At 70.0% G+C, this 12,550-nt stretch carries 12 protein-coding genes; 2 read left to right on the top strand and 10 right to left on the bottom strand.

Annotated features, from left to right (window positions below):
- Nucleotides 1-80: 80 nt before the first annotated feature.
- Entirely contained in the window at nt 81-554 is a 474-nt protein-coding gene (locus tag FB559_RS19795; RefSeq protein ID WP_141957005.1) for a hypothetical protein, read from the top strand.
- A gap of 29 nt (nt 555-583) precedes the next feature.
- On the opposite strand, the gene FB559_RS19790 is transcribed toward FB559_RS19795, so the two are convergent.
- The 6 genes from FB559_RS19790 to FB559_RS19765 form a co-directional block, all read right to left on the bottom strand.
- On the bottom strand, nt 584-1,042 hold the full coding sequence (locus tag FB559_RS19790) for a TSCPD domain-containing protein (RefSeq protein WP_483902902.1): 459 nt from the start codon (nt 1,040-1,042) through the stop codon (nt 584-586).
- 187 nt (nt 1,043-1,229) lie between these two features.
- Nucleotides 1,230-2,108 (bottom strand): carbohydrate ABC transporter permease, encoded by an 879-nt coding sequence (locus tag FB559_RS19785; protein ID WP_141957003.1) that lies wholly within the window; start codon nt 2,106-2,108, stop codon nt 1,230-1,232.
- Complete coding sequence (locus FB559_RS19780) at nt 2,105-3,073, bottom strand: carbohydrate ABC transporter permease (RefSeq protein ID WP_246121764.1); 969 nt, start codon at nt 3,071-3,073, stop codon at nt 2,105-2,107. Before FB559_RS19780 ends, FB559_RS19785 begins: the two co-directional genes overlap by 4 nt.
- Complete coding sequence (locus FB559_RS19775; protein ID WP_141957002.1) at nt 3,049-4,317, bottom strand: ABC transporter substrate-binding protein; 1,269 nt, start codon at nt 4,315-4,317, stop codon at nt 3,049-3,051. Before FB559_RS19775 ends, FB559_RS19780 begins: the two co-directional genes overlap by 25 nt.
- A gap of 33 nt (nt 4,318-4,350) precedes the next feature.
- Nucleotides 4,351-5,262 (bottom strand): N-acetylmuramic acid 6-phosphate etherase, encoded by a 912-nt coding sequence (gene murQ / locus FB559_RS19770; RefSeq protein ID WP_141961802.1) that lies wholly within the window; start codon nt 5,260-5,262, stop codon nt 4,351-4,353.
- 8 nt (nt 5,263-5,270) lie between these two features.
- Nucleotides 5,271-6,200 carry a MurR/RpiR family transcriptional regulator gene (locus tag FB559_RS19765; RefSeq protein ID WP_141957001.1) on the bottom strand — a complete coding sequence of 310 codons (930 nt, stop codon included), beginning with the start codon at nt 6,198-6,200 and terminating at the stop codon, nt 5,271-5,273.
- Between the two features lie 60 nt (nt 6,201-6,260).
- Here FB559_RS19765 and FB559_RS19760 point away from each other — a divergent pair, with 60 nt between their 5' ends.
- Nucleotides 6,261-7,295: an N-acetylglucosamine kinase gene (locus FB559_RS19760; RefSeq protein WP_246121763.1), complete on the top strand. Its 1,035-nt coding sequence runs from the start codon at nt 6,261-6,263 to the stop codon at nt 7,293-7,295.
- Between the two features lie 47 nt (nt 7,296-7,342).
- Here the strand turns inward: FB559_RS19760 and FB559_RS19755 are convergent, their stop codons facing one another.
- The 4 genes from FB559_RS19755 to FB559_RS19740 all read right to left on the bottom strand — a co-directional run bounded on the left by FB559_RS19755 (nt 7,343) and on the right by FB559_RS19740 (nt 12,550).
- Nucleotides 7,343-9,157, bottom strand: a complete 1,815-nt coding sequence (locus tag FB559_RS19755; RefSeq protein ID WP_141957000.1) for a glycoside hydrolase family 3 protein — start codon at nt 9,155-9,157, stop codon at nt 7,343-7,345.
- A 108-nt stretch (nt 9,158-9,265) separates the two neighbouring features.
- Nucleotides 9,266-10,537 (bottom strand): glycoside hydrolase family 3 protein, encoded by a 1,272-nt coding sequence (locus FB559_RS19750; protein WP_246121761.1) that lies wholly within the window; start codon nt 10,535-10,537, stop codon nt 9,266-9,268.
- An 89-nt stretch (nt 10,538-10,626) separates the two neighbouring features.
- Nucleotides 10,627-12,294 carry a phosphoenolpyruvate--protein phosphotransferase gene (gene ptsP / locus FB559_RS19745; protein WP_141956999.1) on the bottom strand — a complete coding sequence of 556 codons (1,668 nt, stop codon included), beginning with the start codon at nt 12,292-12,294 and terminating at the stop codon, nt 10,627-10,629.
- A complete protein-coding gene (locus FB559_RS19740; RefSeq protein ID WP_141956998.1) occupies nt 12,287-12,550 on the bottom strand; it encodes an HPr family phosphocarrier protein in 264 nt (87 codons plus the stop codon). The genes ptsP and FB559_RS19740 overlap by 8 nt, the downstream gene beginning before the upstream one ends.

Here is a 12,550-nt window from a genome sequence, read left to right as displayed (position 1 = left end):
GAGAACCGTCCTCATCGTGCCTTCAGGTCCCCGCCGCGAGACTCCGAGACGTCCCGATCAACTCCATCTCGGAGGAATCCATGAAGAAAAGATTCATCGCCACCGGCCTCCTGGCCGGCGGTGTCGCGCTCACCGGGCTGGCCGGCTCGGCGTACGCCGCAGGCGCGACGCCGACCGCGAAGGACACCGGCCCGGTGAAGGTCACGGGTCCGGCGAAGGGCCACGGTCCGGTCGCCGTCGCGTGCGTCGGCAAGGGTGTGCACATCAAGGGCAAGCCGGAGAAGGGCACCTTCTCGGTCAAGGAGCCCGGCGACCTCCGGGTACCGCCGGAGACCGGCAAACCGCTCACCAAGGTGCCAGGCAGCGTGGTACCCGGCCGTACGGCAGACGGCAAGGCGCTGCCGGCTCCGCCGCCGGGGGCCGCGGTCACCAAGGTGATCCGGGAGAAGAACAGGCACGGGGGCCCGAAGCTCGGGCCGGTGCCCAAGGGCCTCCGCTGCTTCTCCGTGAAGCCCGGCACCCCGGGTGCACCCCCGCCCATTCCCGCCCGCTGACACATACGCCGGACCGGCCGCCGGGAGAATCACCGGCTCCCGGCGGCCCGGAACGCATGCGGCTCCATCCAGACGCGTGCCTGCTCGATCCGCTCGGCCACGGTGAAGATCCCGAGCTTGGCGCGTCGGCGGTAGGGAAGCCAGTCGATCGCCAGGCGCCGAGCGACATATTCGGCGATGGAGCGCACGCGAGGGATCTCTGGGTCATCGGTGCGACCGTTGGGCACGAAGCGAAGGTCGAGTCCCTGGCGGACGAGCTCGTCCAGCGGCACGCGGTGCTCGATGCCGACCGTCAGTGCGGTGGCGTAGAGCTCCATGAGGCCCGCGCCCGCCGTGCCCGGCTTTCCCCAGCGGACGGACACCTCACCGAGAGAGCCGTCCTCACGGCCGTTGGCGGTCAGCGAGAACCTCTCGCCACCGATCATCACAGAGACGGTGTGACCCGCAACCCGTCTTGGCGTGCACGTAGAGATGGCCGACTCACGCACGAATCCCCCGAAAGGCGTAGGCACAACTGGTGGGGTTGAAAGGACACTCGCGCTACTAGATGTAGTGCGAGTAGAGCCTATCGAGGGGTGCTGACACTTCAGGGGACGCCGCGCCGGGGGTGGCCTGTGCGGACGCGTGAAGACGCCCCGGCCGGCCCCGCCTACGGGCGGCCGGGGAGGCGGGCGATCACTTGGTCATGCCGGCGGTCAGGCCGGCCACGATCTGCTTGGTCGCGAGCAGGAACAGCAGGACGAGCGGGATCGTGGTGATGACCAGGCCCGCGTACAGCTGGGCGTGGGCCGCCTCGAACTCCGCGACGAACCGGGTCAGGCCGACGGGCAAGGTGTACTTGTCGTCCTCGACCAGCACCAACGGGAAGAAGAAGTCGTTCCACAGCGGGATGAACTGGAACAGCGCCACCGTCGTCAGGGCCGGGCGGACCAGCGGCACCATGATCTGACCGAAGATGCGCAGCTCACCGGCCCCGTCGATGCGGGCGGCCTCCTCCAGCTCGTTCGGCAGCGCGCGGAAGAACGCGGACAGGACGAAGACGCCGAACGGCACGCCGCTCGCCGCGTACACGCAGATCAGGCCGATCCGGGAGTCGATCAGGCCGATCGAGTTGAGCAGGAAGAACACCGGCTTGATACCCAGGCGGATCGGCAACATCAGGCCGGCGAGGAAGTAGGCGCTCAGCAGGCCGCTCAGAGGAAAGCGGAACCGTGCCAGCGGGTACGCCGCGAGCACCGCGACGCCCGTGCCCAGCACCACCGAGGAGACGGTCACCACGATGGAGTTGATGAAGTAGGCGCTGAAGCCGCCCTCGGACCAGGCCTTCGCGTAGTTCTCGAAGGCCGGATGCAGCGGGAACCCGATCGGCTGGTCCGCGAGCTGCTGCTCGGTGCGCAGCGAGCCGAGCGCCATGATGATCAACGGGGCCAGGGCCGCCGCGGCGTACACCCACAGGAGGGCTGTCGAGGCGATCACCGCGGTACGCGGCCGGCGCCGCCGCGGACGGCGTTGCGGGGCCATCACCTGGGGCTTCTCCAGCACGGAGGTGCTCATTTCAGGCGTGCCTCCATCCTGCGGAAGAAGCGGTTCGCGACGATGGACACCCCGAAGATCAGTACGAACATGAGGACGGCGAGCGCCGAGGACTGGCCGATCGCGTTCGCGTCAGGGCTTTCGAAGGCGGTCCGGTAGAAGAGCAGGCCCAGCACGTCCGTGGAGAACGACGGGTTGCCCTTGGATCCCTGCAACGCGTAGATCAGGTCGAGGATGTTGAAGTTGCCGATGAAGGTCAGCACGGTGACGATGCCGAGCACGGGCGTGAGCAGCGGGAACGTGACCCGGCGGAAGCTCGTCCACGCCGACGCGCCATCGACGCGCGCCGCCTCGTGGTATTCCTCCGGGATGCCGGCCAGGGCGGCCGCGAACAGCAGCATCGGGAAGCCGACCCACTGCCAGGCGTTCACCAGGATCGCCACCGGAAGTGCCAGGTGCGGGTCGCCGCGCCACGGCTGGGCGAGCGACCCGAGGCCGATGCCCTTGAGGGCGGCGTTCACCGCGCCGAACTGCGGGTTGAGCATCATCGACCACAGATAGCCGGCGACGATCGGGCTGACCAGGTGCGGCAGGATGTAGGAGGTCTGCAGGAACCTCTTGCCGCGCCGTGACCGGTGCAGCAGCACCGCGAGCAGCAGCCCGGCCGTGGTCTGGATCAGCATCGTGCCGACGAAGAAGATGCAGTTGTGCAGCAGCGCGCGCGGCACCTGCTCGCTGAGCGGATACTTCGTGAACAGATCCACGAAGTTCGAGACTCCGGCGAAGCCACCCTGCTGAAGGCCGTTCCACGAGAAGAGGCTGTACTGCAGCGCCGAGATCAGCGGATAGATGATGAAGACGGTGTACAGCACGAGCGCCGGCAGGAGGAACGTCAGCAGCAGGACGAATCGCCGTGCCCGGCGGCGGGTCGCCCCGCCACCGGGTCCGGTCGGCCCCGCCTTCAGCCGCCGCTCGGCTTGAACCACGCCGAAACGCCCTTCTGAACGAACTTGCCCGCGTCCGCGGCCGACGTGCCGCCCAGCATCTTCTGCAGGGCGCCGCCCTCCTGGTCACGGCCGAGCGGGTTCCCGTAGCCGAAGTCGACGACCATCATGTACGTCGCGCCGTGGGTCTTGTAGTTCTGCAGCGACTGGGCCAGCAGCGGGTCGCCGGGCGTGACTCCGGGCACCGCGGAGATCTGCTTGAGCGTGCTCGCGTACAGCCGGCCGAACTCCGGCGTCGCCATCCACTTGGCCAGCTCGATCGCCTCCGCCTTGTGCTGCGAGTGCGCGTTCACGCCGTACGAGCCGTCGACGTAGCCCGAGGTCAGCGCGTGGTCGACCTTGGCGCCGGGCGCGGGAGGCGCGTCGAAGAAGCCGATCTGCAGGTCGGGGTTGGTCTGGGTGAACGGCCCGACCTCGTACGACCCGCCGGGGTACATCGCGGCCTTGCCGCTGGTGAACAGCGTCTGCGCGTCCGGGTAGTCGACCGCGGCGACCTTGTCCGGGTAGTACGGCTTGAGCTTCGCCGTGACGTCGAGCGAGGCGGTGTAGTCCGGGTCGGTGAAGTTCTTCGTGCCGGCGACGGCGGCCTTGGCGAAGTCGTCGCCGCCGTAGCGCGTGGCGCCGAAGATCTGGTGGTCGATGGCGAGCACCCACGGCTGGAGGCCGCTCGTCGACAGTGGCGTGATGCCGGCCTTCTTGAGCTTGTCGCACGCGGCGATGAAGTCCGCCCAGGTGGACGGCGGCTGGATCTGCTGCTCGGCGAAGATCTTCTTGTTGTAGAGCACCTGGAGCGTCTGCAGGGCGTACGGGACGCCGTACAGCTTGCCGTCCTGCTTGCCCCTGGCCGCCTGGAGGACGTTCGGGTCCCAGTTGCCCACGTCGACCTGGCCGTCGAGCGGGGTGAGGTTGCCACCCGTGATGAGCGACTGGATCGGCCCGTAGGGCTTCAGCTGCACGATGTCCGGGCCGCCCTGGGACTTCTGCAGCTCGGTCGGCAACACCGTGAGGTATTCGGTGTTCTTGATCGGCTTGAACTTGACCTTGATCTTCGGGTGACTCTTCTCGAACGGGGCGAAGATCTTCGCATAGCCCGCCGTGTCCTCGGGACGCCAGGAGAGCACGGTGAGGGTGACCTTGTCGCCGCCGCTGCTCTTGGTACTCGGGGCACATGCCGGAGCGGCGATCACGACGCTGAGCGCCGCTATGACCGTGCAGAACTTACGCATATGAAGGTGGACCCTTTCTCTTACCCCCGGGTATCAGGCATCTCCGTGGATCGTGCTCATCGCCTCACGGACGGAGCCACCGGAGCCGGCGAGGGCTTCGGCGGCGCGACCCGGTGAGACGTCGCACAACAGGGAGACAAGGGCGGTGCGCGTGTCGCCTGCCGCGTCGGCCAGGGCGGTCTCGCACGTCTCCGCGTCCATACCGGTCGCCTCGACCAGGATCTTGACGAGGCGGCCGCGGAGCTTGGAGTTGAGCGCGCTCATGCTGACCATGAGGTTGGAGTAGGTGCGGCCGAGCCGCACCATCGCCGTCGTGGACATCGCGTTGAGCACGAGCTTGGCCGCGGTGCCGGCCTTCATCCGCGTCGAACCCGACACGGCCTCCGGTCCGGTGTCCACCGCGATGTGAACCTCGACCTCCGTACCGGCCGCGGCGGCCGGGTTGGAGCTGATCAGCACGGTGTGCGCGCCGGCCTCCGCGGCCGCGCGCAGCGCCCCCACGACGTACGGCGTGCGCCCGCTCGCGGTGATGCCGACGGCGACGTCGCCTTCGTTCACGTCACCCGCGTCGCTGGCGCCGAGCGCGGCGTCGTCCTCGACGTTCTCGATCGCCTGGGAGATCGCGCCGAAGCCGCCCGCGTGGTGGGCGACCACCAGGCTGGGATCGATGCCGAAGGTCGGCGGAAGCTCCGCGGCGTCCAGGACGGCGAGCCGTCCCGAGGTGCCCGCGCCGAAGTAGTGCACCCGGCCGCCGGCACGGAGCGCCTCGACCTCGAGGTCGACCGCCTTGGCGACCTGGGGCAACGCCTCCGCGACCGCGGCGGGCACCAGCGTGTCCTCGGCATTGATGAGCCGCAGTATCTCCAATGTGGGCAGCACGTCGATCTCGGTGGTGCGTGGATTGCGTACCTCGGTGGGTACGCCCTTCAGCACCGCCAGGGGCATGCTGTCGTTCACCTGCGCCTCCGCTCGGGACGCACTCGGCGGACCGTGACCGCCTCGAGTGTCGCCTCCAGATGCTCACGGGTCCCGGTCGTACGCTGCGCGATGCCGACGAACACGCAGTCGATCACGGTGAGCTGGGCCAGCCGGCTCGCCGTCGCTCCGGATCGGAACGTCGTCTCCCTCGCCGCCGTCGTGAGTACGAGATCGGCGGCGTCGGCGATCGGAGAGCGAGGGAAGTTGGTGAGCGCCACCGTCGTGGCACCGCGGCGCTTGGCCACGCTGAGGGCATCGATCGTCTCCACCGTCGACCCCGTGTGGGAGATCCCGACGGCGACGTCGTTCGGTCCGAGGACCGCTGCGCTGGTGAGCATGATGTGAGCGTCGGACCACGCGTAGGAGGTCCGGCCGATCCGGTGCATCTTCTGCTGGAAGTCCGAGGCCACGAAGGCGCTGGCGCCCACGCCGTAGATGTCGACCCGGCGGGCCGCCGCGATCGCCGTGACCACTTGGTCGAGCACCTGGATGTCGAGCTGGTTGGCGGTCTCCTCGACCGCGCGGGCATCGGCAAAGGCAATCTTCTCGACGACCTGTTCCAGCGTATCGTCCGTGCTGATGTCGCTGCCGACGTCCCGGCCGCCGGTCACTCCCTGTGCCCGCCCTGCCTCGGTGGCCAGCGTCAGCCGGAGCTCCGGATAGCCGGAGAAGCCGATCGCCCGGCAGAACCGGATGACCGTGGTCTCTGATGTGCCGCACGCCTGTGCGAGCTCGGTGATCGTGGAGTTGGCGACCGCCTCCGGACTGTCGATGACCCGCTGTGCGACCCGCGCTTCCGCGGGTGGCAGCGATGGCAGCAACGAACGGACGCGTACGACTGTGCTGAGCGGAGATGCGCCTGCGGCGTCGGCCCCCAGCCCGGATTCGGGCCCGACCTTCCTCATGGCGGAAAGTTTCTTACGAAAACAATGTGATGTCAACGGGCAATGTTCTACGGTCACTATGTGTGCTCTAACCCGATCGGTCCCTACGTGGTCGGCGTCGACGCCGGTGGCACCCGGACGCGGGCCGCGATCATCACGCTCGACGGCACGGTCGCGGGCTACGGCGTCGGACCCGGCGCCAACCCGAACTCCGGCGGCGGCAGCGCCACCGAGCTGACCAGCGCGCTGACCACGGCCCTCACCACGGCGATCAAGGACCTCGATCCGGCACTCGTCGCCGGGGGCGTCTTCGGCATCGCCGGTGCGGGCGCCGCCAACCGGCCACGCGCGGTCGCCTCCGCCAACGCCGCCTGGGAGGCCGCGGGCATCACGGGCGAGCCCGAGGTGATCACCGACATCCCGGTCGCGTACGCCGCCGGCAGCACGGAGCCGGTCGGCCTCGTGGTCTTCGCCGGAACCGGAGCGGGCGCGGCCGTCGTCAACGCCGGCGAGATCGAGCGCCGCGCCGACGCCAACGGCTATCTGATCGGCGACGAGGGATCCGCGGTGTGGATCGGGCGCGAGGCCGTACGCGCCGTGATGCGCGCCTACGACGGCCGTGGCCGTGCGACGCTCCTCGCCGGGACCGTGCCGCGGGCCCTGCTGGGGGAGGCCTCCGGGCCGCTCCTGGCGGAGCTGGACCCGGGCATCGCCATGGCGAGCGGGGCACCGACCGCGGGCCTCACGTGGTCCGGGACCGACCTGCCCCAGGCGATCATCAAGAAGGTCTACGCCGGGCAGCCCGCCTCGATCGGCGGGGTGGCCCCGCTCGTGAGCGCGGCCGCCGAGGCGGGCGACCCGGTCGCCCTCGAGATCATCGAGAGGGCGGTCCGGCACCTCCTGGAGGACGCCGACGCCGTACGCCCCGCGCTGAACGGCCTGCTCGGCGGACGGGACGAGCATGGCCTGGTGGTCGCCGGATCCCTGCTGGAGAGCGGGCCGGTGGCCGACGGCGTACGCGCCGGCCTGTCCGCGAGGTTCGGCGTCGACCCCGTACTCGCGGGCGACGGAGCCCTCGGAGCCGCGCGCCTGGCCGTACACCGGCTCGAACGCTAGGGCCGGGTGCGGAACGGCGGGCTCACCGTCGTCCCGCACCCGTTCGATCACTTGCCGAAGCTCAGGCCGTAGCCGTACGGATAGAGCGTCTGGTCGGGATGGCCGGCCACCGGGATCATGACCGGCAGCTTGCCCTTCGGACTGATCTCACCGAACAGCACCTTGGTGAGCGACTCCAGCGACGCGGGCGTGTAGCCGTACGTCACCAGGTAGTTCTTGACGTCGGGGAAGTATCCGATGTCGTACGCGTCGCGCACCGACGCCACGATCACCGGCTTGCCCGTGGCCACCAGCGCCTTGACGAGGTTCTGCTGTGCCGTGCTGTTCCACGCGGCATTGGTGGTGACCACGGTGACGTCGTTGTTCGCGGCCTGGGCCACCGACTGGTCGATCGTCGCCTGCGACGGGGTGGTGCCCGTCTGCAGCACCGAGGTGACCGCCCCGCGCTTGGCGATGTCATTGGCGAGCGTCTGGGTGGTCGTGACGCCGTAGCCGGTGACGAAGACCTTCTGGCCGGCCTTCTTCAGCGGCAGGGCGTCGTTCTTGACCAGCGTGGTCGTCTTGTCGGTGATGCGTTGCTCCGCCGCCAGGTGCGCGGGCGTGCCCACGCGGGACGCGACCTTGCTCTCGTCGACGTAAGGGTGCTTGAACAGACCGTGGTCGAGCTTCTGCTTGAGAATCCGGTACACGGACTGGTCGATGCGCGACTCGCTGATCTCGCCGCTCTTGACCGCGTTGACCAGAGAGTCGCGCTGGAGGCCGTACAGGCCCTTGCCGCTGTCGTCCGCCGGAGGCTTTTCCAGCTGGTCCACGCCGGCCTTGACCGCCAGCACGGGGATCCGGTCGTCGCCGTACTTGGCGCGGAGTCCCGCCATGCCGAGGGCATCGGTGACGATGACGCCCTTGTAGTGCAGCTGGTCGCGGAGAATGCCGGTGAGGATCGGCTTGGAGAGCGTCGCCGGGTCACCGGAGGGGTCCAGCGCCGGAACGATGATGTGCGCCGTCATGATCGAGTCGACGCCGTGCGCGATGTCCGCCTTGAACGGCGGCTCGTCGATCTGCTCCCACTGCTCCTTGGTGTGGTTGATGATCGGCACACCGGTGTGGCTGTCGGTGTCGGTGTCACCGTGACCCGGGAAGTGCTTGGCCGTGGCGATGATGCCCGCGGCCTGGTAGCCGTCGACCTCGGCGGGCGCGATCTGGGCCACCAGCGACGGGTCGGACCCCGGAGAACGGACGCCGATCACCGGGTTGGCCGGGTTGACGTTCACGTCGGAGTCGGGAGCGTAGTCCTGAGTGATCCCGATCGCCTTGAGCTCTTCGCCGGTGATCTTCGACGTGGTGTACGCGTCCTGCGGTGAGCGCGCCGCGCCGAGCGCCTGGGCGCCCGGGAACTGCGTGAACGGCGCCGGGACCCGCGTGACGATGGAGCCCTGCTCCTGGTCCGTGGTGATGGTCGCCGGGATCGGCACCCGCGTGTGCATGGCCGCCTGCTGGATCCCGTTGGACAGGTGGGCGACCTGCTGGGGACTGACGAGGTTGGGCGGGTCGACGTAGTAGTAGATGATCCCGCCGGGGTGGTACTTGGCGATCAGCTGCTGGGCGTTGTCGACGCCCCACAGTTTCTGGTTGGCGGCGACGGCCGTGGGATCGGTCGTGTCCGCGCTCGTGCCGTAGACCTGCAGCACGAACAGCTGGGCGACCTTCTCCTCGAGCGTCATCCTGTTGAGGATCTTCAGGACTCCTCTGTCCTTGCCGGGCTGGTGCCCGGCCTTGGCGGCGTTCGCGGTGCCTGCTCCCAGACCGGCCATGGCCACGAGTGACGCCGTACCTACCGCAATGAACCGTCGGCGACGGGACATCGATAACTCCTTCCGCCCCCGAGATGCGCGAAAGAAAATGACTGGCCCTGGCCAGCTCCTGAAACTTAGTCACGCTCAGGTCTCGGCGTCAACGGCCGACAGCGGACATCAAGCGCCGGCACGTACGTCGGCGGCGACCTTGCGCGCCGCCGCCCGATGCGCCTTCGAGCCGATGACGCGGCCAGCCTTGGCCACGCTGACGTACGGGTGGAACATCCCGCGCTCGTTCTTCATCCGGATGATCCTGGTCACGGCGTCGTCGAGGCGGCTGCGCGAGATCCGGCCGGACTTCACCGCGGCGAGGACCGCGTTGTAGGCGCGTCCGAGGCTGCGCGGCATGAGCAGCATGTCGGCGCCGGCCACGACCGCGCGTACCGCCGCCTCCTCCGGGCCGAACTTGATCGTCGCCCCGGTCATCTGGAGGGAGTCGGTGATGATCACGCCTTGGTAGCCGAGCTTGCCGCGGAGCAGTCCGGTCAGCACCGTCTTGGACATCGTCGCCGGGAGCCGGGACTTTTCCAGGCCGGGGACGACGATGTGCGCGGTCATGATGACATCGGCGTGGTGGTCGATCGCGGCCTTGAACGGCGGCGCGTCGATGCGCTCCCACTGGGCCTTGGTGTGGTTGATGATCGGCAGGCCGGTGTGGCTGTCGGTGGCGGTGTCGCCGTGGCCGGGAAAGTGCTTGGCCACGACCGCGACGCCGGTGGCGCGGTAGGCGTCGATCGCCACGCCGTCGAGGTGGGCGACCTTGCTCGGGTTCGCGCCGAAGGACCGCACACCGATCACCGGGTTGTGCGGGTTGATGTTCACGTCGGCGTCGGGCGCGTTGTCCTGGTTGATGCCGACCGCCATGAGCTCCTCGCCGGTGACCTTCGCCGCCAGGCGGGTGTCCTCGTCGGGGTCCTTGGTCGAGGCAAGCAGCTTGTTGGACGGGAAGCGGGTGACGTAGGGAAGCCGTGAGACGGGCCCCTGCTCCTCGTCGGTGCTGATGACCAGCGGTACGCCGCCGTTCTTCAGCGCGGCCTTCTGCAGTCCGTTGGACAGCTCCGCGGTCTGCCGCGGGGTGTGCAGGTTGAGCGGGAAGTAGATGACGCCGCCGAGGTGGTAGCGCTTGACGAGGGCGGCCCCGGCCGACGGGGTCGAGCCGGGGATGGTCGGCATGAACAGCTGGCCGACCTTTTCGGCCGTGCTCATCTTCTTGACGAGCGCGACCTCCGTCGGTGTCGGTGTCGGTGTCGGCGTCGGGGACGCGGGCTTCGACGAGGACGGCGAAGAGGGGCTGGTGGCCGAGCTCGCCCCGGGTTCGTGGCAGGCCGAAGCGGCCATCGCAGCGGCAGCGAGAGCGGTCACGAGCTTCCAGCCGGGCGTCCGTCGCACGCGCACGACGCTAGTTACTCCACGGGTGGAGAGCAAACCTGCCCTGCTCACCAGCCCTTACTGCCGTGTGATGGCGCCGGTAAGGCGCACTACAGGCCGAGGGCGGCCAGCCCGGGAAGCTCGGCACGTGCGTCCCTGCGCGCGGTGGCGGCGTCACGTGCCGCGCGGGCGGCGGCCGCGGCCCGGCGGCACTGCTCGGTCGTATGGGCGGCGAGCGCGGCGCGTACGGCCGGAAGGGCGGGCGGGCTCATCGACAGCGACGTGACGCCCAGCCCGGTCAGCACGCAGGCCAGCGCCGGGTCACCGGCCGCCTCACCGCACACTCCGCAGGCCTTGCCACCCGCGCCCCTGGCGGCCAGCGCGACCAGGTCGAGTAGCGCGGGCTGCCACGGATCCTGCAACCGGCTCAGCGCGCCCACCTGCCGGTCGGCCGCGAAGGCGTACTGGGCGAGGTCGTTGGTGCCGATGCTGAAGAAGTCGGCCTCGGCGGCCAGGTCACGGGCCCGCAGCGCGGCCGAGGGGATCTCGATCATGACGCCGGCCCGCCCGATGCCGGCCGCATGGCACAGCCCGGCGAAGTCACGGGCCTCCGCGGCGTCGGCCACCATCGGCGCCATGACGAGCAACTCCACCGGGAGTGCCTCGGCCGCCCTGGCGAGGGCGCGCAGCTGACCCTCGATCACCTCGGGATGGCGCCGCAGCATCCGGAGGCCGCGTTCGCCGAGGGCGGGGTTGGGCTCGTCCGCGACGGCGGGCAGGAAGGCGAGGGGCTTGTCCGCGCCGGCGTCGAGGGTCCGTACGACGACGTACGGAAACGCCTCCAGCACGGCACGGTAGGCGGCCTCCTGCTCCTCCTCCCCCGGCGGCGTCGTACGGTCCAGGAACAGGAACTCGGTGCGGAACAGGCCGACGCCCTCGGCTCCGTACTCCAGCGCGGCGGGCACGTCCTGTGGGCCGCCCACGTTGGCCAGCAGGGGCACCGCGTGACCGTCCGCGGTCGTGCCCGGTCCGGTGACGGTGAGGGCGGCGGTACGCGCCGCCGCGGCCGAGCGTGCCCGCTCCACCTCGTCGGCGGACGGGCCGGGGCGTACCTCTCCGGAGACGCCGTCGACCAGCACGACGGTGCCCTCGGCCAGCGCCGTACAGCCGGGGCAGGCGACGACCGCGGGTACGCCCATCGAGCGGGCCAGGATCGCGGTGTGGCTGGTCGGGCCGCCCTCTTCGGTGACGAAGCCGACGACCTTCGCGGGGTCCAGCAGGGCCGTGTCGGCCGGGGCCAGGTCGCGTGCGACCAGCACGAACGGCTGGTCGGAAGCGGGGATGCCCGGCATCGGCACGCCCAGGAGGACGGCGATCGCCCGGTCGCGGATGTCGTCCAGGTCGGCGACGCGTGCGGCGAGGTAGTCGCCGGCGCCGGCCAGCATCTCGCGGAACACCCCGAACGCCTCGTGCACCGCACGCGGCGCCGAGGAGCCGCCGGCGATCTTCTGTCCGGCGAGCTCGGCCAGGCCCGGGTCCCGGGCCATCATGGCCTGGGCGGTCAGCACGTCCTGTGCCTCGCCACCGGCCTTCGTGCCGCGTTCTTCCAGGTCGGCGGCGACCGTTTCGAGGGCGCCGAGCGCGCGCCCGGTCTCGGCGGCGGCGTCGCCGGGGTGACGCTCGCCCGCAGGTGGCTCGGGCACGGCGCCCGCGATCACGCGTACCGGTCCGGCTCCGATGCCGGGGCTGACGCCGAGACCACTCAGGCGGTCAGGCACCGCTCGCGGTCACCGTCGCGGCGAGCTCGTCGAGGGCGGAGTCCGCCCCGTCTCCCTCGGCGATGATCACGATCTCCTCGCCGTGGCGCACGTCGAGCCCGATCACGGACAGGATGCTCTTGGCGTTGACCGGATCGGCGTCCGGCCGGCCGACGGCGACGTCCATCGGCGCCTTCGTGGCGGCCTGGACGAACAGAGCGGCGGGACGGGCGTGCAGCCCCGCCTCGGATTGGACCGTGACACGGCGCTCGGCCAT

The sequence above is a fragment of the Actinoallomurus bryophytorum genome (assembly GCF_006716425.1).
Taxonomy (GTDB): domain Bacteria; phylum Actinomycetota; class Actinomycetes; order Streptosporangiales; family Streptosporangiaceae; genus Actinoallomurus; species Actinoallomurus bryophytorum.
This window is presented reverse-complemented; position numbering and strand designations above follow the sequence as displayed.

What these genes read in the sequence shown, in the direction of transcription:
- murQ (WP_141961802.1), bottom strand. Translation starts at nt 5,262, where the DNA reads ATGCCCCTGGCGGTGCTGAAGGGCGTACCCACCGAGGTACGCAATCCA.
- FB559_RS19775 (WP_141957002.1), bottom strand. Translation starts at nt 4,317, where the DNA reads ATGCGTAAGTTCTGCACGGTCATAGCGGCGCTCAGCGTCGTGATCGCC.
- FB559_RS19785 (WP_141957003.1), bottom strand. Translation starts at nt 2,108, where the DNA reads ATGAGCACCTCCGTGCTGGAGAAGCCCCAGGTGATGGCCCCGCAACGC.
- FB559_RS19765 (WP_141957001.1), bottom strand. Translation starts at nt 6,200, where the DNA reads ATGAGGAAGGTCGGGCCCGAATCCGGGCTGGGGGCCGACGCCGCAGGC.
- FB559_RS19755 (WP_141957000.1), bottom strand. Translation starts at nt 9,157, where the DNA reads ATGTCCCGTCGCCGACGGTTCATTGCGGTAGGTACGGCGTCACTCGTG.
- FB559_RS19795 (WP_141957005.1), top strand. Translation starts at nt 81, where the DNA reads ATGAAGAAAAGATTCATCGCCACCGGCCTCCTGGCCGGCGGTGTCGCG.
- FB559_RS19740 (WP_141956998.1), bottom strand. Translation starts at nt 12,550, where the DNA reads ATGGCCGAGCGCCGTGTCACGGTCCAATCCGAGGCGGGGCTGCACGCC.